This window comes from Natronoglycomyces albus, from assembly GCF_016925535.1.
GTDB lineage: Bacteria > Actinomycetota > Actinomycetes > Mycobacteriales > Micromonosporaceae > Natronoglycomyces > Natronoglycomyces albus.
The window spans coordinates 1,839,698-1,862,759 of record NZ_CP070496.1 but is presented as its reverse complement, the minus strand read 5'-3'; the positions used below and the strand labels follow the sequence as shown (position 1 = coordinate 1,862,759).

The following is a 23,062-nucleotide window of genomic DNA, read 5'->3' as shown; positions in this document are numbered from 1 at the left end:
GTGTTCCTTCCACCCTCCACGTTTGTGGTGCTTCTCCCCTCTCGGGTTCATGCCGGTGGTGAATCCTCGCCGATCTCGGATAGGTGGCGCTGGAGGCTGGTGGCCAGTTTGTCCAGCAATGTCTTCAAGGCTTCTCGTTCGGGGTCGGTCAGGTCACCGATGAGGTGTGATTCGTGGGTGAGCAGGTCCTCGACCACGTCGTCGACGAGGCTGTGGCCTTTGTCGGTGAGGGTGACGGCGACGGCGCGGCGTCCGGTGGGGCTGGGGGCACGGCGAATGAGTCCGTCTTTTTCGGCCCGACTCAGCCGCTGGGAGATTGCTCCGGCGGTGACGAGGCTGCGGGCGCTGATGTCGCGGGTGGTCAGGACGTATGGGGGCCCGCTGCGTCGCAGTACCGAAAGCAGGTCGAGGGTGGCTGAGTCTATGCCAGCCCGGCGTAGCAGCCGGGCCCGGTCGTCGTTGAGGAGTTTGGCCAGGCGGGTAATCGGGGTGAGGATGGCGATGCTGTCGGTGGGCATTCCGGGCTTTTCGCGCTGCCAAGCGGCGGTGATGTCAGCCACCGAAGTTGCCTCGTGTGAAGATTGGTCACTATTCATTGGACGTTGTCGCTGTTCCTAGCTATGATATTTAGGTCTAAACGTAATTGCATTGTAGCTTGGAGGAGCCTTGGCTCGCACAGTACTCATCACCGGCGGCACCAGCGGCATCGGCGCGGCCGTCGCCCAACGATTCATCAACGAAGGCGACAACGTCATCATCACCGGCCGCAACCACACCACCGTCACCGCCGCAGCCGAACACATCGGCGCCACCGCCATCGCCTGCGACGCGACCGACCCCACCCAAGTCGCGGCCCTACCCGAACACATCGGCGACCCCGTCGACGTCATATTCAACTCCGCTGGCGGCCTCATCGACGCCGACCACAGCGACACTCCCCCACTGACCAAAATCGCCAACGCCTGGGCCGACTCCTTCGCGCTCAACGTCACCTCGGCAGTCCTCACCGTCGAAGCGCTCAAAGACCGCCTGGCCGACAACGGCCGCGTCATCAGTGTCGGCTCCATCGCCGCCGACACCGGAGCAGGCAACTACGGAGCAGCAAAAGCCGCCTTGGCCAACTGGAACATCTCCCTGTCACAAACCCTCGCCCCACGCGGCATCACCTGCAACGTCATCGCCGCAGGCTATGTGGTCGACACAGCATTCTTCAAAGGAGCCATGACCGACCAACGACACGACCGCCTCATCAGTCAAACCCACAACAAACGCCCCGGCACCGTCACCGACATCGCCAACACAGCATTCTTCCTAGCCTCCGAAGGAGCCTCCCACATCACCGGCCAATCCATCCGCGTCAACGGCGGAGCCCACACAACCCGCTAACCCACCGCGCTGGCCGCACCCCACATGTGAACGTGGGGTGCGGCCAGCGCGGTTTTGTGTGGGTTTTAGTGGTCGCGGTTGAAGTCTGCGGTGGTGTTTAGGTGTGGGAATGGTTTGTTGGGGACGGGTAGTTGTAGGGCGTCGCACAGTGGTTGCCAGCCTTGGCGTGCGTTCCATTCCAGGAGTCGTGCGGGGTCGATGTGGTGGCGGACTGCCTGGCAGTGTGCTGTGTAGGCTTCGGCGAGGTCTTTGGGGTCGGCCTGTGGTGTTATTCCCAGTGCGCGTTTCCAGATGAGGTTGACCATGCGGTCGAATCCGGGTGGTTCGTGGTCGCGGTTTTGTGGGTTCAGGATTGTGGGGATGATGGTGTCGCTCATGGAGCGAGCCCAGTCCTGTGGGGTGTCGCGTACGGAGAGGATGACTAGTGCTTGGGGGTAGTGCGCGGTGAGTTCGGGCCAGAATGCGGAGGTGGGCCAGTCGACGGCGGCCGCGTAGTTGGAGTATATGTTGTCCCAGTTCACTGGGTGGTTTTGGGCTGCTTTGGTGAAGGCGGGGATGTTTGTTTCTGGGTCGGCTGCTACGGCGGTCATGTGGTGGCAGGGTTGGCCGAGTAGTTCGGTGAGCGCTTGGCGCAATGTGGATGTTCCGGTGCGTGGTAGGCCGGCTCCGATGACTGTGAGCATGGTTTGAGTTTAGGGCTGTGGGGGTGGTGGCTCAACTGTTGTGCGTTGGGTTTACCAGCCGGTGTGGTCGTTGGAGCGTTCTTGGCGCTGGGCGATGAAGGTTTCTTTGGTGAGTGCGCTGGCGGCGCGGTGTCGGGCCAGCATGGCGAATATGGCGACGATGACGGCGCTGGCGGCTATGCAGAAGGTGAAGACTGTCCAGCGGGTGATGTTTTGTAGTGCGGTGATGTCGCCGGATTCTAGTTCGTGTTCGGTGGCGTGGGCGATGCGTTCGTTGTACATGGCTACGTCGGTCATGGTCATGATGGCGCTGGCGGTGACGATGCATAGGGCGGCGATGAGGAAGTGTTTGTTGCGTTCGGCGGGGGTGGATGTTTCGCCGTGGGTGAGGTTGTTGGCGGTGATCCATAGTCCGGTCGCGGCGATGAGGTTGGCGGCTAGCAGGGTGAGGTTGATGGCGTAGTCGATGGTGGAGGCGAGTTCTCGGGCGGGGTTGTTGGTTGTTACGAGGAGGGTGGTGATGGTCCAGCTGAGGGCCATGGTGGCGCATAGGGCGGCGAGGGCTCGGTTTTTGGTGGTGCTGTTGGCGATGTGGTGGGTGATTGGTAGTGCTGGTGGTTCTGGCTGCCCCATGGGTGTTTCCTTTTGTTTGTGGTGGGTGTGGTGTTGAGGGTATGTGATGGTTCCTTTGGTGGTGGTGGGGGTGGTTAGGTGGCGGTGTAGATGACGATGGAGACGGCGATGTATTGGGTGATGTAGGCGGCGATGGTGAAGGAGTGGAATAGTTCGTGGAATCCGAACCATTGGGGGGAGGGGTTGGGGCGTTTGAGGGCGTAGATGATGCCGCCGATGGTGTAGAGGATGCCGCCGCAGATGACGAGGATGGTGGCGGTGATTCCGGCTCCTTGGAGGAGTTGGGGGATGAAGAAGATGGCGATCCAGCCTAGGGCGATGTAGAGGCCGGTGTAGAGCCAGCGGGGGGCGGCGGTCCAGGCGGTGCGGAAGATGACTCCGGCGGTGGCGCCGATCCAGATGGTGGCGAGGACGATGATGCGGGGGGTGCCTTCGAGGGCGATGAGGGCGATGGGTGTGTAGGTGCCGGCGATGATGAGGTAGATGTTTGCGTGGTCGAAGCGTTTGAGGGCTAGGCGGGTGCGGGTGGTGAGGTTGGCGCGGTGGTAGAGGGCGGAGATGCCAAAGAGTGACATGGAGGCTAGGGCGTAGATGGCGGCGGCGGCGCGGGCGGGGAGGGTGGGCCCGAGGGCGGTGAGGGTGAGTCCGGCGATGATGATGATCGGGAGGGTGGCTAGGTGGAGCCAGCCGCGTAGGCGGGGGGTGGTGTCGGTGGTGGTGGCGGTTGTCATGGGCTGATATTACGACACGCGTGGTTACGCGCCAGTAGGGTCGGGTTGGTTTTCGCGGTGGTGGCCTTGGGCGTGCTGGTAGTGGGTGATGAGTTGGTTGCCGATGGCGTGCCAGCTGCGGTGTTCGACTTTGGCGCGTCCGGCTTGGCCCCAGGTTGCCAGGGTGTGGCGTTGGGGTTGTAGTTGGCCGATGGTGCGGGCGATGGTGCCGGGGTTGTTGGTTGGTAGGAGGATTCCGTCGCGGTGGTGGGTGACGAGTTCGGCTGCTCCGCCGGCGTTGACCGTGGCTACGGGGGTGGCGCTGGCGTGGGCTTCTTGGAGGGTTTGGCCGAAGGTTTCGTGGGGGCCGGTGTGGATGAAGAGGTCGAGGGTGGCGTAGAGGGCGCTGAGGTGGTTTCCGGTGAGTTTGCCGAGGAAGAGTGCGCGTGGGAGGGTGCGTTCGAGGCGGCGGCGTTGGGGGCCGGTTCCTGCGATGACCAGGCGGATGCCGGGTAGTTCGGTGAGGGGTTTGAGGGTGGGGAGTTCTTTTTCTCGGGCGAGGCGGCCGATGTAGCCCACGAGGAGTTCTCCGTTGGGGCATAGGGCGTCTTTGAGGGTTTGGTTGTGGTGGCGGGGGTGGAATTGGGTGAGGTTGACGCCGCGGGGCCAGATTTTGACGTTGTTGATGCCGTTGGTTTCGAGTCGGGTGCGGGCGTTGTGGGAGGGGGCGAGGGTGAGGTTGGCGCGGTTGTGGATGCGGCGTAGGTGTTTCCATAGGAGGTTTGCGGCGCTTTTTAGGTGGTAGGCCTCGGTGTAGGAGGGGAGGTCGGTTTGCCAGATGGCGACGGTTGGGGTGTGGGTTTTGGTGGCCCAGGTGGTGGCGGTGGTGGTGTATCCGATGGGGCTGGCTAGGTGGATGATGTCGGGTCGGATGTGGTTGAGGGTGTCGGTCAGGGTGGCGGTGGGTAGTCCGGCGCGGAAGCTGCGGTAGCTGGGTATGGGGATTGAGGGTACGTAGTTGACTGGCCAGGGGTAGTGGTCGCGGTGGTGGCTTCGGGGTGGGGCGGGGGCGATGATGTGGGGTTGGTGGCCGGTGGCGTGGAGGTGTTCGGCGCTGCGGAGGACGCTTCCGGCGACTCCGTCTATGTGTGGTGGGAAGGATTCGGTGATGAGTGCGACTTTCATGGTGTCACTGTGGCGGGTTTGGTTGACGTCGTGGTGGATCGGTGTTGACGTCGTGGTGGCTTTGGGTGGTCGTTCTCGCTAACCGGGGTGGGTTCGTTGCTGCTGGTGAGGGGCGGGTTGTGGTGTGGGGTGTCGGGGGCATGCGGTAGGTGTATAGGTGACCTACCTGTGTAAAGGGATGTGATGGTTGTGGGTCTGTCTGAGGCAGATATTGCCACGGTTGAGTCGACGTTGGCCTCGGGTAAGAAGCCGCGAGTGGTGTTCACGGAGCTGGCCGGGCAGGTGTCGGGCCGGACTGGGAAGGTTGTTGAGCTGACGCAGCCGCGTGAGGGTGACTTTGTGGTGGTGGCGTTTGGTCGCGATCAGTTGCCGTTCGCGGCCGATGAGGTGCGGCTTCCGCAGCGCGGCGAGTTGTCGCGGCGTCGGAAGTCTTCCGAGCCTGCGCCGGTGGTGGAGTCTGTGGCTGCGCCGCCGGGGCCGGGTTTGTTGTTGGATGACGATGAGCCCGATGTGCCTCGTCAGAGGGCTTCGTCGGTCGCCTCTGTGGTGAAGGAAGATTCGGTGTCAAAGAAGGGGGATGGTGTGTCTGAGGTAGTTGAGCCGAAGATTAAGAAGAAGTCGGCTCCACGGCAGCGGGCGAAGGTTAAGGATAAGCATCCGGAGTTGACGGTGACGTTGACGTTCCATGATGGGGCCTGGGAGGTGTCGGCTTCGCGTGGTGCGCGCAAGGTGGTGGCGGCTACGGCGGTGGATATTTCGGTGGCGCAGAAGATGATTCACGCCGCTGAGGTTGCTGAGGTGGATGCGGTGGCTGAGGAGGTCTTGGAGGGCGTGCGTCAGAAGGCGCGCGCTGAGGCTGAGGCGCTGCGGGCACAGTTGGAGGCCGCTGAGGCGCGTTTGGCGCAGTTGCAGTAGGGATAAAGGCACTCCCCCGCATCGTCCGATGCGGGGGATGTTTGTGTGGGGCTGGTTTAGGGCTGGGGGATGTGGGCTTTCTGGGCGGTGAAGACCGAGACGTCGGCTTTGCTGGTGAGGAGTTTTTCTAGGGTCGCGTCGGATTGGGCCATGTGGTCGGAGGCTAGGTGGGTTTCTAGCGCGCCCATGGAGGTCCACTCTTCGGTGCAGTAGAAGGTGTTCGCGTCGTCGAGGTCGGCCGAGAAGTTGTAGGCGAGGCATCCTCGGTCTTTTTTGCGGGTGTTGTCTTGGAGTTGTCGCAGCGCCTCAATGGTGGCGGGGCGGTTTTTTTCGTTGGTGCGCAAGGTGACGTGTACGACGATCATGTCCAGACTGTAGCTGTCGGTGGCTTGGTTGGCTAGATCGATTTGTGGTGGGGCCAGAGGCGCTGGCGGTGTTGGTTGGTGTGGGTGGGGCCCGGGAGTTTTTCGGGCTCCCGGGCTTTCCCTTTGGTGTTAGCGGCTGAGTTTTTTCCAGCGGTGGATGGCCAGGGGTAGGAAGATCGCGGTGATGATGAGTGGCCAGATGAGTGAGGCGGCTGCGGCGTTGTTTTCGATCCAGGTGTCTGAGGCGATGCTGTGGGCTCCGAAGAGGTCGCGGGCGGTGGTGGCGGTGGCGGAGACGGGGTTCCACGCGGCGATGGTGCCTAGCCAGTTGGGCATCATGCTTGGTGGGGTGAAGACTGAGGAGATCATGCCGACGGGGAAGGCGAGGGCGAAGAGGTTGTTGGCGCCTTCGCTGTTGCCGACGAGGAGGCCGATCCAGACGCCGACCCAGATGAGTGCTAGGCGTAGCCATAGGAGGATGGCGGCTGCGGCTAGTACTCCGCTGAGGTTGTCGGGTCGCCATCCGAGGGCTAGGGCTAGGAGGATGAGGATGGTGAGGTCGACTGCGGCGTGGATGATGTCGGCGACGCCGCGTCCGGTGACGAAGGCTGATGGGGCCATGGGCATGGAGCGGAAGCGGTCGGTGAAGCCTTTTTCTTTGGCGTAGGCGACGGCTACGGCTGTGTTCATGAATCCGAATGACATGGTCATGGCGAGGAGTCCGGGGATGGCGAAGGCGAGGTATCCTTCGCCGGCTCCGGCTCCGGTGACGTCCATGGCTGATCCGAAGACGTAGACGAATAGCAAGACCATGACGACGGGGAAGCCGAGTTGCCAGGCGAAGATGGAGGGTTGGCGGATGTGGTGGTGGAGTTCTTGGACCACGATGGTCCAGCAGTCGCGCACCGCCCAGTAGGCGCGCATGGTGGTGTTCTTCGGTGGGGTGGGTGTGGTGATGGTGGTCATGGTGGTGTCCTTAGGCGTCGGTGGTCAGGGCGATGAAGGCTTCGTCGAGGGTGGGTTTGCGCAGGCTGATGTCGGCTAGGTCGATGTGGTGGTCTCGTAGGTCTGCGGCGGTGGCGGCGAGGGCGGTCACGCCGGTGTCGCAGGTGGCGGTGATGGTGAGGGTTTCGGTGTTGATGGTCGGTTCGCTGTGGGTGTGTTTGGCCATGATGGTGTTGATGGTGTTGAGGTCTTCGCTGTGGTGGGCGACGATGTGGAGGCTTTCGGCGCCGATGGCTCTTTTGAGGCCTTCGGGGGTGTCTTCGCGGATGTTGCGGCCGTGGTTGATCAGGGTGATGCGGTCGCAGAGTTGGTCGGCTTCGTCCAGGTAGTGGGTGGTGAGCAGGACGGTGGTGCCGCCGGAGGCCAGGTGGCCGATGGTGTTCCATACTTCGCGGCGGCCGGCGGGGTCGAGGCCGGTGGTGGGTTCGTCGAGGAAGAGGACTTTGGGGGCGAGGATCATGCTGGCGGCGAGGTCGAGGCGGCGGCGCATGCCGCCGGAGAAGGTGGAGGGGGCTTTGTTGGCGACTTGGCGTAGGTGGAATTGGTCGAGTAGTTCCTCGGCGCGGCGCATGGCGTCGGCTTTGGACAGGTGGAAGAGGCGGCCGAAGAGGGTGAGGTTTTGTTTGGCGGAGAGGACGTCGTCGACGGTGGTGTGTTGGCCGGTGAGTCCGATGCAGGAGCGCACTTGGGCTGGGTGGGTGCGGATGTTGTGGCCGCCAACGTGGGCGGTCCCTGTGTCGGGGCGTAGCAAGGTGGTGAGTATCTTGACGGCGGTGGTTTTGCCTGCCCCGTTGGGGCCGAGGAGTCCGCGGACTTCTCCGCTGGGGACGGTGAGGCCGAAGTCGGTGAGGGCGGTGGTTTTTTTTGTAGTTTTTGCCGATGCCTGTCGCTTCGACGGTGGGCGTGTTCACGGTGGTACTCCTCAGAACTAATCCCTGTTTGGGTATCGCGTACTCACTTATCAACGTACACTATACCCAATGATCGCGTACAACATACCCATATGGAGGTCTGTTAATTATGGCTGGCTATCACACCGGTGCAGGTAACCCACAACGTTCACTGGAACTGATGTGGACGCCCCCCAACGAGACCTCCAAACCCGGCCCCAAACCAAAACTGACCCTCACCGCCATCGTCAACGCCGCCATCGACATCGCCGACACCGAAGGCCTAGCGGCCCTGTCCATGCGCTCAGTCGCCGACAAACTCGGCGCGGGCACCATGAGCCTCTACCGATACGTACCCGGAAAAGGAGAACTACTGGACCTCATGGTCGAAACCCTCAACGCCATCGATGACGAAGCCGAAGCCACCTACCGCAACTCTCATTGGCGACAGGCCGCCGAACACATGGCAGACAAAGCGTGGGAAACCTACCGGGCCCACCCCTGGATGCTGGAAATCAACCAAGCCCGCCCCGTGTTCGGCCCCAAAATGCTGCGCGGATTCGAAGCCACACTGGCCTCCTACGCCAACCTCAACATCACAGACAAAGAAAAAATCGCCATCTTGCTAACAATCGACAACTTCATCAACGGATGCGCCCGCACCGCCATGGCCGCCGCACAACAACACCCCGACGACCTGCAAGCCAGCGACGAAGAATACTGGCAAGCACAAATGCCCTACCTAGAACGAGCCATGGAAACCGGCGAATACCCCCACATGAAGGCGTTGGACGAAGACGTATGGGACGACAACGCACCCGGACATCCCCACCCACTACACTTCGGACTCAGCGCACTCCTCGACGGCCTCGAGGCCCGCATCGCTGAACTGGAAAAAGCCAACCGCGCCACCGACCGGCACACCTAGCCATCGGCCGCCGAAATGTGCTGCACATAAGCCACCACAGCCTGCCGAGTAGTGGAGACACCAAAAGACCGCCGAGCCGCGGCAATACGCCGATTGGCCGTACGCAAGGAAATAAACTCAGCCTCGGCGGCAGCGGCAATGGTCAACCCTTGCGCCAAATGATCCAACAGCTTGCACTGCTGCTCATCCAAACCCACATCATTGGCGCTGGCCTCACCTGTACCGGGCATCCACCCCAGCGGGCCGATACGCTCAAGGTCTCTGCGCACCCGCCGCCCCAACGCCCCGGTAGGGTCGCAAATGGCCACCACGCCAGCGCCGCGAGCCGCCGCCAACACCGCTTGGGAGGCGGTGTGGGTATCGCCCAGGCGCCCCACGCACACCAGCGTTTGCGGCCCGATGTCCCAGGAGGTGTCCATGAGGGCGAACCCGTCGCGGCGGGTCCATCCGGCCAGGCTCAATTTACGTATCAGGGCCTCGGCTTCGGCCGTGGAGGCGACAACGTGTAGCGGGCGCATGGTGACCTCATTGGGTTCGACGGGCCAAGAGCACAGCGGCTTCGGTGCGAGTACGGGCGCCGAGTTTACGCATCCCCGAACGGATATGCGTCTCAACGGTCTCTGGGGTGATGCCAAGGGTCTGGCCGATACGACGGGTGGGTTCGCCAGCGGCGACCAAATGCAACACTTCGGCTTCCCGGCGAGTGATGTCACCGACCGAACGTTGCGACCGGGAATCACGGCGCACGTTGTGCTGGCGGAGCAAACGGCGGATGCGGCCACACAGCACCGCCAATCCCGCCTGGGTGGCTAGTGCCTCAGCCTGTTGCAAACAGGCGATGGCGCGGTCACGATCGGACTCGAACATGGCCTCGGCGATCAACGATCGGGCCTGTTCGCGCACGGCCAGACCATCCCAGGCGGCCGCGGCGTGGCAAAAAGACTGCGGGTTTTCTTTCCGCCAGGCCTCCAAGGTGGTCTCCACGGCGCCACCCCAGCGCCCATCGGGGGTCTGGGGTGGGAAAATACCGGCATCGCTAGCGGCCCAATGCGCGGTGATGTGAGCCAGTCCCCCCGGCAGAGAACGGCCCGTCGAGGGGATGTGAGCAAACGCGGCCGGTTGTCCATCCAGCCAGGCCGCCTCGCAGGCAACCCAGGCCACCGAGGCGGCAATATCGGTGGGGATGCCACCTACCGCTTCGAGCCGGTCTCGCGCCGAGCGAAGCGCGCCGGTGTCGGCCTCGGCCAACGCCACGGCCGCGGTGGTGAGTCCGTGGGCGTGAGCGGGTAGGGCCCGGTCGGCCAGGTCTCCTCCCTCGGCGATGACCTCATCGAGGCTGTGGCTTTGCAAGGCGCGGCACCACAGGGCCGCGGAGATGAATCGGGTGTGCCAGGAGTAGGCTCCTGCGGCCTTGGCCTCTGCCGCTGCGGCCGTGGCGGTGGTGTGGGCTTCCTCCAGGCGTTCTTCGTCGATGAGCGCGCAGGTGAGTGCCCACAGGGCCCACCGGGCCGTCAGGAGGTCTGCGTTGGATTCTGCCATCGCCGCGGCCCGGGAGATGTCGCCTTCCCAGCCGGGGCGGGTGCGGGCGCGCGCTACGGCGATGGCGCATTGCAAGGCCGGGTCGGTTTCATCCTCAAGGTGGTCAGCCACGGATGCTTCGGGGTTGGCCAGCAGTCGCAGCCGGGCCGCTTCGGCCCCCTTCACCTGGTCGATTGCCTCCAATGCCTGGCTGCGACGTCCGGCCGATAGGTGGGCCCAGGAGCGGATACAGGCCGCCTGGTCTCCGGCGACGCCATCGACCGCGTCGAGCGCCTGCTGGCCGCGTCCGGCCTCCAACGCGGCCCGACCGGCTTGTACTGCCAGGTCGGGGTCGGGTTGGTCGCTAAGCCGGTGGGCTATCAGGAGGGCTTCGGCTTTGTCGGTAATCGAAGTGGTCTCCTCGGCTGCGGTCAGGGCCGCGGCCCGGGCCGGGACGTCGAGTCCGGCCGCAGCCAGGTGGCGGGCTGATTCGACACCTTTGGTGGCCATGCCCAATCGGCGGTGAATGTCGTCTCGTTCGGTTTTTTCAGCCAGCCCGGCGGCGCATTCGGCCATCCACCAGGAGACCGGTTCCCAAAAGCCTTGCCCGTGCCGGCTTGCTCGTAGCCAACCTGCCTCGGCTAGGCGCCCAGCGGCGTCTCCCAGCAAACTGGCGTGGGCGGGTCGCCCCAGGAGCCCCAAGGCGACCAAGGCGGTACGGCAGGCCCGATCCACATCCGCGATGGCCTCGGCGATGGCCTCTAGGGCCGCATCGCTGTCGCGATGCGCTGTGAGTTCCGCATCGGAGGCGGCCACCCGGTGCGCAGCGCCAGTACGGTGACGCCACGCCAGGGCTTTGAGCGCCACCGCGTTACCGCCTGAGGCTTTGACGATACGGTCGATGTCGACCCGGTGGGCGGTGGGATGAATCGCGGTGACAATGCTGGCGGCTTCCTGGTATTCCAAGGGGCCAAGGGTGACCACCTGGGAGCATTCCAGCAGCGCGGCCTCGACCGTATCGCTGAGCCGATGTGGTTGACGCAACGCCACCACCACGGGCACCCGCCCAGCCAAAAGCGGCAGGGCCGCCAAGGTGACCGGATCGCAAAACTGGGCATCGTCAATGATCACCACGCCGCCACGAGTGCGCGACAGGACCGCCTCAGCGCATAGAGCCACATCATCGCCCGGCAGTGACACCCGCAGCGCTCGCATGAGCGCCAACGCCGGATGGGACGAAAGCGCGGCCAATCCGCCACCCACAAACGCTCGGGACCCAAATCGGTGCGCAACCTGCTGCAACACCCACGATCGGCCAGCCCCGGCGGCCCCCACAAGCGTAACGAAGGCACCCTGGTCGGCCAGGTCGCACACCCTCTCCACGGCACGGGCGTGGCTGGCAGGGTGCAGGTGGGCCGTCTCGGGCACGAGGGACGCTCCTTCGTTTGGCACGAATCAGGGAGGTGAAAGCAAGCGTTGCGGCATTAAGTTGGAAAGCACAACGGGCCGATAGTGACATCATATGAGAGCGCCCGACATATTGCAGTCCACGATTTAGTCCATGCACACTAGAGGCGATGAGGAGTATGCAGGTGACCGGTGAACTAACAGGCCAAGTACTTGCCTTGTGTCGGCAATTGGTCACCGAGGTCACACCTGCGACGCGCGCCAAGATCCAACCAGTCTCCGACAAACTCAACCAGCCCCTGCGGGTAGCTGTCGCCGGTCGCCTCAAGGCCGGAAAATCCACTCTAGTGAATGCCCTGATTGGGCGCCGCGTAGCCCCCACCGCCGCTGGTGAATGCACCCGACTGGTCACCGAATACCACTATGGGCCCACCGACCGAGTCGACATCGTCGGCCGCGACGGCACCACCTGCTCAATGCCATTGGACGACGCGGGCATGGTGCCACAACACCTGGACCGCCCCACCTCCCACATCGCCTACCTCAACGTCACCCTGGCCTCGGACAACCTGCGCGAGCTAACCGTCATCGACACCCCCGGGCTGCAATCAGTCAACGACTCCATCTCCGAGGCCGCACGCGCCGCCCTCTCCCACGCGCCCCTAGCCGAGGACATCGACGATGACTCCCAATCGGCCGCCGAAGCCGCCGAGGCAATCATCTACGTATTCACCCAACAAGTACGCTCCGACGACATCGACGCCCTCGAAGCGTTTGCCTCCCTCACCCACAAGCTGTCCTCCTCCCCGGTCAACTCGCTGGCCCTGTTCAACAAAATCGACCACCTAGCCCCCCAAGCAGGAGCCGACCCCTGGCCCACCGCCGATGAACTGGCCCGCGAACAAGCCCAAGTACTACGCCGCAACGTCTGCGACGTGGTGCCACTGGTGGGCCTCCTAGCCGAAACCGCTCAAGCCGGGCAGCTAACCGCCACCGACTGCCAACACCTGCGCACCATCGCGACCCTCCCCCAAACCACCCAACAGCTCATGTGCACAGCGGTGGGCCTGTTCACCTCCCTGCCGTGCGATGTCGACGTCGAGGCCCGCACCCGATTGCTGGAACGCCTCGATTTGTACGGCATCTCCTTCGCACTGTCCCAACTACGCGCCAACCCACACCTGGCCACCGCCGACCTGCTGCGATTGCTCCAAGCCGCCTCGGGCTACCCCCGATTGCAACAAACCCTCCACAAGTCCTTCGCCCAAAGGGCCGACATCATCAAAGCCTCCTTCGCGCTTTCGCGCCTGAGCGCACACGCGGCCAACGCCACCGACGCCGACCGCGACATCATCCGCGCTGGCATCGAAACGCTGCTGGCCAAGCCCGAATTCCACCAGCTGAAGATTCTCGACGCCGCCGCAGCGGTCACCACCGCTCAGGTGGCACTCCCCGAAGACATGGAAGCCGAGGTGGCCCGGCTAGCGCTGACCCAAGATCCCGCACAGGTGCTGGCCATGCCCGGGGCTACCGACCGGCAACTACGCACCGCCGCACTCAGTGCCGCTTCACGCTGGCGTGCCTTCGCCAACGGCATGGCCACCCCTCAACAAGCCCGCGTCGCTCACGTGGCCCACCGTGGTTTCTTCCTCCTGGCCCAACAGCTCAACTCTCAGCAGGAGGCCGCCTCATGAGTACCGCCTCCGCACACGGCAGCGACATCACGCACTTGTGCCGTAAGGCCGCTCAAGCGGCTCGGCAAAGCCTGCGCACTATCGATCCCACTGCCGCGGCCAGCATCGACCAGTTGGCCCAATCCACCCACGGTGAGGCATCCATCGTCGTGGTCGGCGAAACCAAACGCGGCAAATCCTCCCTCATCAACGCCCTGTTGGCCGCGCCGGGACTCTCCCCGGTCGATGTTCGCACCGCCACCTCCACCTACATCGAATTCGTCCATGGCCCCACCCTGGCAGCCCAAGCTTGGCAACCTGGACACGATCAGCCCATCGCTGTGCCGATCGAGGACATCCCCAACTGGGCCTCGGCGCTGGGACAACTACCCGAGGGCATCGCGCCCCCACGCCGCATGCGTATCAGTCACCCCGCTGGGCTGCTCAAACACATCCGACTCATCGACACCCCCGGCACTGGCGGGCTGGACCCCGACCACGCCCACATCGCTCTCGAAGCCGCCGCCAGCGCCACCTGTCTGCTCATGGTCACCGACGCTTCCACTCCCATGACCGCCACTGAACTGGCCTTCCTGGTCGAGGCTTCCCGCCGGGTCAATCACGTCGTCTTCGCTACCACCAAGATCGACGCCTACCCTGGATGGCACACCATCGCCACCGAAAACAAGAACCTCCTGGCCGCTCACGCCTCCCGCTTCCGCACTGCTGCTCATTACCCGGTCTCGGCTCTTTTGGCTCAACAGGCCCACCATTACGAGGGCGACCTCAAGCACACCCTCATCACCCAGTCGGGCTTGGGTGAACTGCAAAGGGCGCTGTTGGCGGCCGCTTCGGCCTCCACTGCGTTGGCTGAGGCTAACGTGGTGCGGGCGGCTCGTTCTGAGTTCGCGCGTTTGGCTACCGAGGCTGGGGAGGAGATGGCCGATTGGGATCCCGATCCTGAGGTGGTGAGTCGTCTGCGTGAAGAGAAGAAGCTGTTGGCTCAGCGTAAGAACAGCGAAAGTCGCAGCGCGAACTTGGCTTTGCGTACTGAGACGGCTCGTGCTCGTCTTGAGGTTGGTTCTCGGTTGAAGGGTCATCTCAAGGAGCTCGAAGAGTCTTTGTTGACCGATACTGAACGTGCCTCGAAGAGTGATCTCGAGGCTCTTCCGCAGAAGCTTGATGTTGCTCTTCAGGTTATCTCTTCGCGTTTGTCTCAGGAGTTGCACGAGAGGTTTATGCTGCTGGCTCATCGGGTGTTGTCTGAGTTGTTGACTGAATCGGAGCTTGATAGGGCGACCCGTTCTATTCACACGCAGCTGACCGCGACTTCTCCGAGTAGGCGCCGCAGGGAGGCCAACGCCGATTCGGCTCTCTTGATTGCCTCCACCGCTGGGGTGGCTTTCCTGGCTGGTCGGGCCGCCACCGCTGGGGCTGGGGCTTTGGGGTTGGGGGCCCTGGGTACGGTGGCCACCGCCGCGCTGTCGGCCACTGGTATCGGTATTGGGGTCGCCGCTGGGGCGTTTTTGTTGTATCGGCGCAAGATCACCGGTGACCGGCAGGCCGCGGCCCGGTGGGTTCGCGATGTTCTCGTCGATGCTCGTATTGCGCTGCAAGAGGAGGTGGCCTATCGGTTTACCGAGATCGAGTACGTCTTTACCACTGCTTTGGATGAGGCTTTGCGACGTCGTGGTGAGGCCATCGATGCCCGTATCAGCACCGCCGAGGCCGCCGCTGTTGCTGACAAGGACCTTCGCGCTAAGAAAAAGGATCAGCTCAAGCGTCGCCGTGATGCCATGAGTCAAAAAGTTCGCCAGCTGGACGAAGTTCTGGCCAAGACCCGCACCATCACTCCCCAAGGGGCCTTCCATGGATGACTTCAACGACTACCTCGACGACCACGAACCCGAGGGACACGAGTCAGACGAGGCCTATGGGCCGCTGTTTCCCTCGGACTTTGAAGACCTTGATGCGTGGGCCAATCTGGATGTCAACGACACTGGCGATGCCGCTGAGGGCGATGTGGGCTTGCAGGGTCAGGGTGAACCCAATGGGAGTCTCCCCGAAGAGGAGTGGACGTTTCTGGACGATTCCGGCCCGGTGGAGGCTCATCCGCAGTTGCCTTTGGTGGCTGAGAATTACAGCGACACCGATCAGGCGTGGCAGGCCCCACCCATTCTGGACATTGACACCCCTGAACCATCTGACGGGTTCCCTTGGACCGATGTGGATGCCTTGGGCAGCCACGAATCGGTCGCCTTCATTCCCGGCGGGGATTTCGACTCACCCTCTCCGGCGGATCTGGGCGGCCACGACACGTGGGAGGCGGCCCAGGCCGACCGTGACCCCAGCATTTCGGCGTTGGCGCGCTGGTGGAGTAACTAAAAGAACTCGAACATTCCTTGCGATGGCCGGTGGCGAACAAAAACGCGTCCACCGTCGCACCATTCGACTGTCCAATGAGGCATTCACTTGTCGCGTCAGGACAAACGCAACAACCAAATCGACAAAAGTCAATCCGCAGGTAGGTGCGGGTACAACACCAACCACCAACAAATCCACAAACTCCAGCAAAAGTCACGCCAATCCCTAGCCCAAACCAACCAACAATAGATACACTTCCCTCCCTGAGAACCTGTCGTAAATCCGTCACCAGACACGGGACACGCGCGACACCACGGGGACACACCACAACGCCAACACCACACGCTCCCCCACACATGCGCGCAACTCCCACACTCGCCTGACCTTGATCCGGGAGCAACGGCGTGAGCGAACCCGACCACTACCGCACACTTCACATCACACCCGAAGCGGACCCCAAAACCATCCGCAGCGCATACCTGCGCCGCCTCCACGAAACCCACCCCGACGCCGGAGGCACCACCACCGAATTCCACGCCGTCCAAACCGCCTGGGAAACCCTCTCCAACCCCAGCCACCGACGCGAATACGACCTCGCCCAATACGGCAAACGCGCCGCCCGCCGCTACGGCAAAACCCACACCCGCTCAAAACACCGCCGCCCCCACTCCTGGCGCATCAACCCCACCACCAAACAACCCCCCACCAACAACCCCACCACCACCGAACTCATCGCCCTACCCTGGCACGCCCGCATACACAAAAACCGCCTCACCCACACCCCCTCACTCCTCACCCGCACCAGCCTCGCCGCAGGCGCCATCCTCACCTGGATCGCCACCGCCATCCTCTACACCCACACCCTCCTCACCCACACCCACGGCGCCCTCCTCCACGCCACCGCCATCCCCCTCCTCTCCACCACCGCCATCCTCATCACCTACGCATCCACCCGCCCCGCCACCCCCAAAACCCCCAAAACCGGCCCCATCCTCACCGGCCTAGCCACCCTCACCATGCTCTACCTCACCTCCGCCTCCCCCATCGGCATCACCTTCACCCTCCACGCCCTCGCCTGCCTAGCCGTCCCCTGGACCATCCGCCGACTCCGCCTCACCATCCAACTACGCGCCACCATCAAACCCGCACTCACCCAATACAACGCCTTCGCCCCACCAGGCCAACAACCCCGCGCCGACCGCGCCACCGGCGCCCTCCTCCGCGAACTCCTCACCCACATCCCCTCCGCCCGACTCTTCGCCGCCGTACCCACCACCACCGGACACCACGCCGACTACCTCATCCTCGCCGGCAACCGCGCCGCCATCATCGCCTCACCCATCCCCCGCCACCCCCACGACGCCACACCCGAAACCCTCCCCGACATCATCAACGAACTACGCCACACCCTCCCCGACACCCACATCCGCGGCTGGATCATCTGGCCCACCCTCCCCGACGACCGCATCATCAGCACCGAAACCACCATCAGCCACCTCCCCACCAACCAAGCCGCCTCCGACATCGGAACCTGGCTCACCCCCCAAGCCCACCACCTCCACCTCCCCACCCTCCGCCGCCTCCGCGACCGCCTCACCGCCATCCAACTCACCCCCACCCAACCCGACACCAGCCCCGTCTAACCCCACACCGTCACCCCCACCACAACCCCTACCCACCCCCACCCCACCCCGAGTACCTTCGAGGCGTGGAAACCAACGCACACCAAAACACCACCATCACCCCCCACCACCACCAACAAGCCCGCACCGCCATCTGCCAACGCCTCCACCACGCCGCCAAACACGAACCCCTCCCCGGCACCAACACCGGCACCGAAACCAACCCCACCCACCTAGCCACCCACCTCGCCGGCAACTCACCCCACGCCCACCGCTTCACCCAAGAAATCACCCACGCCACCCACGGCTACGCCCTCGCCCTCACCGCCGCCACCACCCACCCCACCAACATCCTCACCGCCGCCCACCAACACCACCCCGACCCCTCCGTCCTCTTCGAACAACTCATCCTCACCGGACACCCCACCCACCCCCTCGCCCGCCACCGCCACCCCCTCACCGACACCCAAACCCGCACCTACGCCCCCGAACACCAACCCACCATCAACCTCCCCCACCACCAACCACCCACCGGCACCACCACCGCCGGCACCCACCCACCCACCTCCCTACCCGTCCACCCCTGGCAAGCCAACCGCTACCAAACCCAACTCGGAGACCCCACCCACCACCTGCCCAACACCGCCCCCCTCGCCAACCTCCGCACCCTCTCCACCGGCACCCACCACATCAAACTCGCCATCGACATCCAAATGACCTCCGCCATCCGCGGCGTCTCCCCCAACGCCACCACCTGCGGACCCCACCTCACCACCCACCTCACCGACCCCCTCGCCGACCACGGCATCACCCTCCAAGGCGAATCCTCCATCACCACCAACCACCCCCAACCCGGCGCACTCTCCGCCATCACCCGCCCCGCCCCCCACACCCTCCACCCCGGCACCACCCCCACACCCATCGCCGCGCTGGCCGAAAAATGCCCCACCACCGGCCGCCCCATCGCCGCCGCCCTCATCGAACAATCGCAACACAGCGTCGAACAATGGTGGGCACAACTATGCGAGCTCTACACCCGGCCACTGACCTTCCTCGGCACCACCGGAGTCGCCCTCGAAGCCCACGGGCAAAACACCATCATCACCCTCACCGGCCCCAACCCGACCGGAATCATCTACCGCGACCTCGGCGGCATCGCCATACCAGCCGACCTCGCCCCAGAACTCCCCGGAACACTCCACGAAGCCCACGCCCCCGCCCGCACCCGCAAACTCCTGGCCGCCTACCACACCACCCTCAACCAACTAGTTGACGCGCTCAGCCACTGGTACACACACATCGACCCCCACATGTGGTGGACACACCTAGCAGAGGCCGCCCACGCCGCCACAAGAGACTATCCTGAAATAGCTAAGGCAACCCTAAGCAAACCGTGGCCCCTCAAAGCCACCACCGCCATGCGACTCTCCCACCAACCCACCGCCGAAATATGGGCATACACCACCAACCCACTCACCAAACGGACGACCACACCGTGACCCACACCCACGTCGCCACCCGCACCATCGCCGCCGCCTGGCGCGAAAACCTCAACCACATCCGAAACCGCACCACCATCAACGGCGACCACCACCAACTCAACACCGCATCCGGGCCCCTGCACTTCACCGCCACCCACAGCCCCTTCAACCACCTCACCCTCCACCAACCACCCACCCTCAACGGCCAACCCGCACCCGCCGACGACATCCTCACCGCCATCACCGGACAACCCACCCCCACCCACCTAACCGCCGACTTCGCCAGCGCCGTCCACGGCCACCAACTAGCCACCAATCGCGCCACCACACATCGAGACACCCTAGCCACCACAGTCGCAACCTCGCCCGACAAAGGACTAGCGCACTACACCGCCGCACTCCAACCACACCAATTCGACCACCACATCACCCGACACCTCGAACCACTAGCCACCGGTGGACACTGGCTACACGCCCTAGCCCGCACACGACTGGGATGGAAACCACACGACTTCACCGCATACGACCTCGAGACCACCGAACCACTCAATGTCCCCCTAGTACGCGCACAAGGACTAAAAACTGCCGGGCACCCCATACCCGGACTCATCGAACCCGACGGCGACGCCACAGTGTTGCCCATCCACCCCTGGCAACTACAACACCTGCGCCACCGACACCCCGAACTATTCACCGACAAATCCTTGACACTAACCGGAGACACCCTCACAGCGTGGCCAACCGCATCCATACGCACCCTGCACACACCACACCGCAGCGGATTCGTGAAATTGTCCCTCGGCATCCGCATCACCTCAACCGACCGCGGAATCTCACCAACCACAGCCCGATTGGCACCAAAGCTGTCGCGCAAACTCAACGCCCTACAAGACCCAATCCTCAAAAACTGGCGATTTCTCACCGACACCGCCTCCGCCTGGCATCCACACAGTCGAGACATAACCGCCATCGCCCGATCCAGCCTCGCCGAGGTAACCCCACCCGGAACCACCCCAGTACCAGCACTCGCGCTGCCATGCCCCTCACCCACCGCAACAACATCCCTAGCCGGCGAATACATCTCCTGGGCAGCCAGCCAAAACACGTGTGCGCCACAGGTTGCCGCGCAAAACTGGCTGGAAAAATATGTGCGCCTCCTACTGCCACCCGCACTACATCTATCGGCTCACTTCGGCATCGGAATCGAAGGACACCAACAAAACACGCTGATCGCTTTCAACGGTCCACACCCAGAAGCGGTTATTGTGCGAGACCTGGGCGGAATACGTCTGTGGAAACCACAATTGCCTTTCACAGTCAACTTCCCAGACAACGCTCCCATCGCCACAACCGACCGCATGCAAACCCACCGCAAGGTCGCGTTCACGGTGATACACAACCACCTTGGCGCTGTCATCGAGGCACTGGTAAGCGACAGTCTCATCAAGCACCAAGAGGCATGGGCGATCGTTGCCGACCTCATCGCCCAAACCGACATACCCGCCCAGGACCGTGACTACTACTTCGCCGCGACGCTTCCCACCAAAGCAATGTTGACGATGCGGCTGCGGCAGACCTCTGATCAATACCTGCCCGTGGACAATCCGCTACATGCTCATCGGGAACGACGCAGAGCACCATAGGAGAGACCTCTGTGACGCTTCACGACCACGACCAACCCACACCCGATGCCATACCAACGCACGTGGCCGACCTCGCCACCACATGCGAAGCCCCGGCCTACCTCTACAGCCGAGACTCCTTCACGCGCAACATCGAACAACTACGCACACACCTACCAGCAGGGGCACAGATCCTCTACGCGATGAAAGCCTGCTCCATACCTGGCCTCTTGGCACGAGCGGTCCACTCATGCGACGGCATCGAAGTCGCCAGCGCCGGAGAATTGGTCGCAGCGCTAGAAGCAGGAGCAATGCAAGTGGCCTTGTCAGGCCCAGCCAAAAGCGACATGGCGTTGCAAACGGCACTGACAGCAGAAGCTGACATCGTGGTGCACGTGGAAAGCGTGCACGAACTACATCGTCTGGCGGCCGCCGCCAAGACCGCAAAAGCCAAGGCACAGGTAGCCCTACGAGTTAATCGCTCCTCCTCCCCAGTGTCTGGTTCACACCGCATGTCAGGAGAGCCAACGGCATTTGGAATCAGTGAGGACCAAGTGCCTTCGGTATTGGCGCTGGCGTTGGGGATGAGGGATGTCGATGTGGTGGGTTTTCATCACCATGCGGTGTCCAATTGTGTGGATGCGCGTACGTACGCGCATCATGTGCGCGAGGCGGTTGCCTATAGTCGGCGACTGGCTGGGCAGTTTGACGTGCGATTGCGGTATGTGAATGTGGGCGGGGGTTTGGGTGCGGATCCGCGTGGGGATCGCATTGATGTGAAGGTGCTGGGCGAGTTGTTGGCTGACTGTGAGGTGGGCTCGGCGCAGTTGGTGTTTGAACCGGGGCGTTATCTTGCCGCTGATGCGGGTTGGTATGTCACGGAGGTCGTGGATGTGAAGGTCAGTCACGGGCAGGCGTTTGCGGTGGTGCGGGGCGGGACACATCATTTCCGGCTTCCGGCTTCCTGGGGTTATAGTCATCCGTTTGTGGTGGTGGAGCGCGACGAGTGGCCGTATGTGTGGGATCGACCTGGCCTGGTCGATGAGCTGGTCACGGTGGCTGGGGAGTTGTGTACGACTAAGGATGTGTTGGCGCGTCGGCAGCCGGTGCGTCGGCTTCGGGTTGGGGATCGGCTGGTGTTTGCGCGTACCGGAGCCTATGGGTGGGAGATTTCGCATGATCGGTTTTTGCGGCATGAGCCGCCGCAATTGTTGTTGGCCGATTGAGGCGGGGGTAGCCAACCAAACTCGGTTGGCTACCCCCGTTCGGGTCAATGTCGGTCCTATGCGTCGTTGAGGTGTTGGTGAGCAAAGTGGTCGATGCCTTCGCGCAGGGTGTGCGCTAGGCGTGGGTGAATACGGTCGAACGTGGCGCGGAAGCGCGGGTCCTCCACGTACATGGCGCCCAGCCCGATGTATGAGGTCCGTTCTGGGGTCCAGGCTTTGCTCACCAGGGCGTGGTGTTTGGCAATGAGTTCTTGAATCGCCGCGTCGCTAGGCGAGTGTCCCTGGTCGACTAGGTCGGCCAGACGTTGGTGGAGGTTCTCCCATTGTCGCGCCATGCGGCGCTGCTCTGTTTCGGGTAGGGCCGCGAGTGCGGCGTGGGAGTCGTCCACGGCTTGGTCGCCCCAGCGGCGGCGGGCCTCGGCTTCGTATTCGGCTCGGGTCTCATCGGTGAGTCCGTCGAACCATTGGGTTGGTGACATGGGTGCGTGTCCTTCTAGTTGGCGGATGGTGGCCTCTACGGTGGCACTCAGTGCTTCCAGGCGTTCCTTCTCTTGGCGGAGTTGGTCACCGTGGCGACGAAGGGCGGCGACCTGGTCGAGGTCTCCATCGAGGATTTTGCCGATGTGGGCTAGGGGGAGTCCGAGTCGGCGCAGCAGCAGGATTTGTTGCAGCCGCAGTAGTTGTTCTTCGTTGTAGTAGCGCAGCCCTGTGCTTGCGGTGTGGGCAGGGCGAAGTAGCCCGATGGCGTCCCAGTGCCGCAGAGTGCGTGCGGTCAGGTGTGCCATGGACGCCACTTGGGACGTCGACCAGCTCATGTGGACCTCCTCAACAGCTCGCCTGGGTTGCGTTTCCCCGGGTGGCTGGTGGGTGTTGTTCTGACTCACACCACGTTAGAAGTTGACGTTGAGTCAACCGCAAGTCGTTTTCGTTCCGCGAGTTGGGCTGTGGGGAGGCTGGTAGGGATTCACCGGCTGTGGACATGAAAAATCTCTGCTCGGCAGGCGAGCAGAGATCGTCTTTGCACAGTTTTGGAACGGGTGGTGTCTTAGGCGGCGGCTTGGTTGACCACTTCGAGGTTGGTGGGCTTGCCACGGGCGGTCACGACCGCCTGCGCGCCTTGCATAACCCGCGTTTGCAACGAACCACACATGCATCGAGTCCACATCGTGGCACCGGAATTGGTCTGATGCACCGAGACGGTCGTGTACGGCTGTTCGTCTGGCCATCCACAGAATGGGCAGCACATCTTCATTGTCCTCCTCCGATACGTTGTCAACATGGGTTCGAATCACCCGGTCGACGCACAATGACGTGTTTGTGCAGCCCCCGGGGTCACAGACCTTCGATTCACAAGATCCCGTGCTTTCGAGTGTCTTACAAAGCACTGGTGAATGCGAAGGAATACTGATTTTCTGGTACTCTTCGAGCCTATTCTTCCCTGATTCCCTG

The 23,062-nt window shown here is 63.1% G+C and carries 21 protein-coding genes and 1 pseudogene; 10 read left to right on the top strand and 12 right to left on the bottom strand.

The window, feature by feature from the left end; genetic code table 11:
* Nucleotides 1-47: 47 nt before the first annotated feature.
* Nucleotides 48-560: a MarR family winged helix-turn-helix transcriptional regulator gene (locus JQS30_RS07895; RefSeq protein ID WP_213172803.1), complete on the bottom strand. Its 513-nt coding sequence runs from the start codon at nucleotides 558-560 to the stop codon at nucleotides 48-50.
* A gap of 106 nt (nucleotides 561-666) precedes the next feature.
* Here JQS30_RS07895 and JQS30_RS07890 point away from each other — a divergent pair, with 106 nt between their 5' ends.
* A complete protein-coding gene (locus JQS30_RS07890; protein ID WP_213172802.1) occupies nucleotides 667-1,386 on the top strand; it encodes an SDR family NAD(P)-dependent oxidoreductase in 720 nt (239 codons plus the stop codon).
* A 65-nt stretch (nucleotides 1,387-1,451) separates the two neighbouring features.
* Here the strand turns inward: JQS30_RS07890 and JQS30_RS07885 are convergent, their stop codons facing one another.
* The 4 genes from JQS30_RS07885 to JQS30_RS07870 form a co-directional block, all read right to left on the bottom strand.
* Nucleotides 1,452-2,069, bottom strand: a complete 618-nt coding sequence (locus JQS30_RS07885; RefSeq protein WP_213172801.1) for a sulfotransferase family protein — start codon at nucleotides 2,067-2,069, stop codon at nucleotides 1,452-1,454.
* A 51-nt stretch (nucleotides 2,070-2,120) separates the two neighbouring features.
* Nucleotides 2,121-2,702 carry a hypothetical protein gene (locus tag JQS30_RS07880; RefSeq protein ID WP_213172800.1) on the bottom strand — a complete coding sequence of 194 codons (582 nt, stop codon included), beginning with the start codon at nucleotides 2,700-2,702 and terminating at the stop codon, nucleotides 2,121-2,123.
* Nucleotides 2,703-2,776: 74 nt separating this feature from the next.
* Nucleotides 2,777-3,433, bottom strand: coding sequence for a PAQR family membrane homeostasis protein TrhA (gene trhA / locus JQS30_RS07875; RefSeq protein ID WP_213172799.1), 657 nt, complete (start codon nucleotides 3,431-3,433; stop codon nucleotides 2,777-2,779).
* Between the two features lie 24 nt (nucleotides 3,434-3,457).
* Nucleotides 3,458-4,597, bottom strand: a complete 1,140-nt coding sequence (locus JQS30_RS07870) for a glycosyltransferase family 4 protein (RefSeq protein ID WP_213172798.1) — start codon at nucleotides 4,595-4,597, stop codon at nucleotides 3,458-3,460.
* Nucleotides 4,598-4,780: 183 nt separating this feature from the next.
* Between JQS30_RS07870 and JQS30_RS07865 the strand changes: the two genes are divergently transcribed.
* Nucleotides 4,781-5,512 carry a DUF6319 family protein gene (locus JQS30_RS07865; protein WP_213172797.1) on the top strand — a complete coding sequence of 244 codons (732 nt, stop codon included), beginning with the start codon at nucleotides 4,781-4,783 and terminating at the stop codon, nucleotides 5,510-5,512.
* Nucleotides 5,513-5,568: 56 nt separating this feature from the next.
* Here JQS30_RS07865 and JQS30_RS07860 read toward each other — a convergent pair whose 3' ends face one another.
* From JQS30_RS07860 to JQS30_RS07850, 3 genes and pseudogenes are all read right to left on the bottom strand, one after another.
* The gene (locus tag JQS30_RS07860) at nucleotides 5,569-5,877 is read right to left on the bottom strand and encodes a putative quinol monooxygenase (protein WP_213172796.1); all 309 of its coding nucleotides are present in this window, start codon (nucleotides 5,875-5,877) and stop codon (nucleotides 5,569-5,571) included.
* Nucleotides 5,878-6,006: 129 nt separating this feature from the next.
* Nucleotides 6,007-6,843: an ABC transporter permease gene (locus JQS30_RS07855; protein ID WP_213172795.1), complete on the bottom strand. Its 837-nt coding sequence runs from the start codon at nucleotides 6,841-6,843 to the stop codon at nucleotides 6,007-6,009.
* A gap of 10 nt (nucleotides 6,844-6,853) precedes the next feature.
* A pseudogene (locus JQS30_RS07850) lies at nucleotides 6,854-7,690 on the bottom strand (ATP-binding cassette domain-containing protein); the annotation flags it as partial.
* A 212-nt stretch (nucleotides 7,691-7,902) separates the two neighbouring features.
* Here JQS30_RS07850 and JQS30_RS07845 point away from each other — a divergent pair.
* Nucleotides 7,903-8,700: a TetR/AcrR family transcriptional regulator gene (locus JQS30_RS07845; RefSeq protein ID WP_213172794.1), complete on the top strand. Its 798-nt coding sequence runs from the start codon at nucleotides 7,903-7,905 to the stop codon at nucleotides 8,698-8,700.
* Here the strand turns inward: JQS30_RS07845 and JQS30_RS07840 are convergent.
* Both JQS30_RS07840 and JQS30_RS07835 read right to left on the bottom strand, forming a co-directional pair.
* Nucleotides 8,697-9,218 (bottom strand): LuxR family transcriptional regulator, encoded by a 522-nt coding sequence (locus tag JQS30_RS07840; protein WP_213172793.1) that lies wholly within the window; start codon nucleotides 9,216-9,218, stop codon nucleotides 8,697-8,699. The two genes, JQS30_RS07845 and JQS30_RS07840, sit on opposite strands and share 4 nt — an antisense overlap.
* A gap of 7 nt (nucleotides 9,219-9,225) precedes the next feature.
* Complete coding sequence (locus JQS30_RS07835; protein WP_213172792.1) at nucleotides 9,226-11,646, bottom strand: LuxR C-terminal-related transcriptional regulator; 2,421 nt, start codon at nucleotides 11,644-11,646, stop codon at nucleotides 9,226-9,228.
* Between the two features lie 149 nt (nucleotides 11,647-11,795).
* Between JQS30_RS07835 and JQS30_RS07830 the strand changes: the two genes are divergently transcribed.
* The 7 genes from JQS30_RS07830 to JQS30_RS07795 all read left to right on the top strand — a co-directional run bounded on the left by JQS30_RS07830 (nucleotide 11,796) and on the right by JQS30_RS07795 (nucleotide 21,613).
* Nucleotides 11,796-13,319 (top strand): dynamin family protein, encoded by a 1,524-nt coding sequence (locus JQS30_RS07830; RefSeq protein WP_246498115.1) that lies wholly within the window; start codon nucleotides 11,796-11,798, stop codon nucleotides 13,317-13,319.
* Nucleotides 13,316-15,175, top strand: coding sequence for a dynamin family protein (locus JQS30_RS07825; RefSeq protein WP_213172791.1), 1,860 nt, complete (start codon nucleotides 13,316-13,318; stop codon nucleotides 15,173-15,175). Before JQS30_RS07830 ends, JQS30_RS07825 begins: the two co-directional genes overlap by 4 nt.
* Complete coding sequence (locus JQS30_RS07820) at nucleotides 15,168-15,683, top strand: hypothetical protein (protein WP_213172790.1); 516 nt, start codon at nucleotides 15,168-15,170, stop codon at nucleotides 15,681-15,683. The genes JQS30_RS07825 and JQS30_RS07820 overlap by 8 nt, the downstream gene beginning before the upstream one ends.
* A gap of 383 nt (nucleotides 15,684-16,066) precedes the next feature.
* Nucleotides 16,067-17,305: a J domain-containing protein gene (locus tag JQS30_RS17525; RefSeq protein WP_281398789.1), complete on the top strand. Its 1,239-nt coding sequence runs from the start codon at nucleotides 16,067-16,069 to the stop codon at nucleotides 17,303-17,305.
* A gap of 65 nt (nucleotides 17,306-17,370) precedes the next feature.
* Entirely contained in the window at nucleotides 17,371-18,783 is a 1,413-nt protein-coding gene (locus tag JQS30_RS17520; protein ID WP_281398788.1) for an IucA/IucC family protein, read from the top strand.
* On the top strand, nucleotides 18,780-20,408 hold the full coding sequence (locus JQS30_RS07800; RefSeq protein WP_213172789.1) for an IucA/IucC family protein: 1,629 nt from the start codon (nucleotides 18,780-18,782) through the stop codon (nucleotides 20,406-20,408). The genes JQS30_RS17520 and JQS30_RS07800 overlap by 4 nt, the downstream gene beginning before the upstream one ends.
* A gap of 11 nt (nucleotides 20,409-20,419) precedes the next feature.
* Nucleotides 20,420-21,613, top strand: coding sequence for an alanine racemase (locus tag JQS30_RS07795; protein WP_213172788.1), 1,194 nt, complete (start codon nucleotides 20,420-20,422; stop codon nucleotides 21,611-21,613).
* 56 nt (nucleotides 21,614-21,669) lie between these two features.
* Here the strand turns inward: JQS30_RS07795 and JQS30_RS07790 are convergent, their stop codons facing one another.
* Together JQS30_RS07790 and JQS30_RS07785 are read right to left on the bottom strand one after the other, a co-directional pair.
* Complete coding sequence (locus tag JQS30_RS07790; protein ID WP_213172787.1) at nucleotides 21,670-22,428, bottom strand: MerR family transcriptional regulator; 759 nt, start codon at nucleotides 22,426-22,428, stop codon at nucleotides 21,670-21,672.
* Nucleotides 22,429-22,658: 230 nt separating this feature from the next.
* On the bottom strand, nucleotides 22,659-22,865 hold the full coding sequence (locus JQS30_RS07785; protein WP_213172786.1) for a hypothetical protein: 207 nt from the start codon (nucleotides 22,863-22,865) through the stop codon (nucleotides 22,659-22,661).
* Nucleotides 22,866-23,062 lie beyond the last annotated feature (197 nt).

Excerpts from the sequence above, each read along its gene's own strand:
- trhA (WP_213172799.1), bottom strand. The coding sequence starts at position 3,433 with ATGACAACCGCCACCACCACCGACACCACCCCCCGCCTACGCGGCTGG.
- JQS30_RS07845 (WP_213172794.1), top strand. The coding sequence starts at position 7,903 with ATGGCTGGCTATCACACCGGTGCAGGTAACCCACAACGTTCACTGGAA.
- JQS30_RS07855 (WP_213172795.1), bottom strand. The coding sequence starts at position 6,843 with ATGACCACCATCACCACACCCACCCCACCGAAGAACACCACCATGCGC.
- JQS30_RS07790 (WP_213172787.1), bottom strand. The coding sequence starts at position 22,428 with ATGAGCTGGTCGACGTCCCAAGTGGCGTCCATGGCACACCTGACCGCA.
- JQS30_RS07840 (WP_213172793.1), bottom strand. The coding sequence starts at position 9,218 with ATGCGCCCGCTACACGTTGTCGCCTCCACGGCCGAAGCCGAGGCCCTG.
- JQS30_RS07870 (WP_213172798.1), bottom strand. The coding sequence starts at position 4,597 with ATGAAAGTCGCACTCATCACCGAATCCTTCCCACCACACATAGACGGA.
- JQS30_RS07880 (WP_213172800.1), bottom strand. The coding sequence starts at position 2,702 with ATGGGGCAGCCAGAACCACCAGCACTACCAATCACCCACCACATCGCC.
- JQS30_RS07860 (WP_213172796.1), bottom strand. The coding sequence starts at position 5,877 with ATGATCGTCGTACACGTCACCTTGCGCACCAACGAAAAAAACCGCCCC.
- JQS30_RS07830 (WP_246498115.1), top strand. The coding sequence starts at position 11,796 with ATGAGGAGTATGCAGGTGACCGGTGAACTAACAGGCCAAGTACTTGCC.
- JQS30_RS07825 (WP_213172791.1), top strand. The coding sequence starts at position 13,316 with ATGAGTACCGCCTCCGCACACGGCAGCGACATCACGCACTTGTGCCGT.
- JQS30_RS07865 (WP_213172797.1), top strand. The coding sequence starts at position 4,781 with ATGGTTGTGGGTCTGTCTGAGGCAGATATTGCCACGGTTGAGTCGACG.
- JQS30_RS07820 (WP_213172790.1), top strand. The coding sequence starts at position 15,168 with ATGGATGACTTCAACGACTACCTCGACGACCACGAACCCGAGGGACAC.
- JQS30_RS07885 (WP_213172801.1), bottom strand. The coding sequence starts at position 2,069 with ATGCTCACAGTCATCGGAGCCGGCCTACCACGCACCGGAACATCCACA.
- JQS30_RS07785 (WP_213172786.1), bottom strand. The coding sequence starts at position 22,865 with ATGAAGATGTGCTGCCCATTCTGTGGATGGCCAGACGAACAGCCGTAC.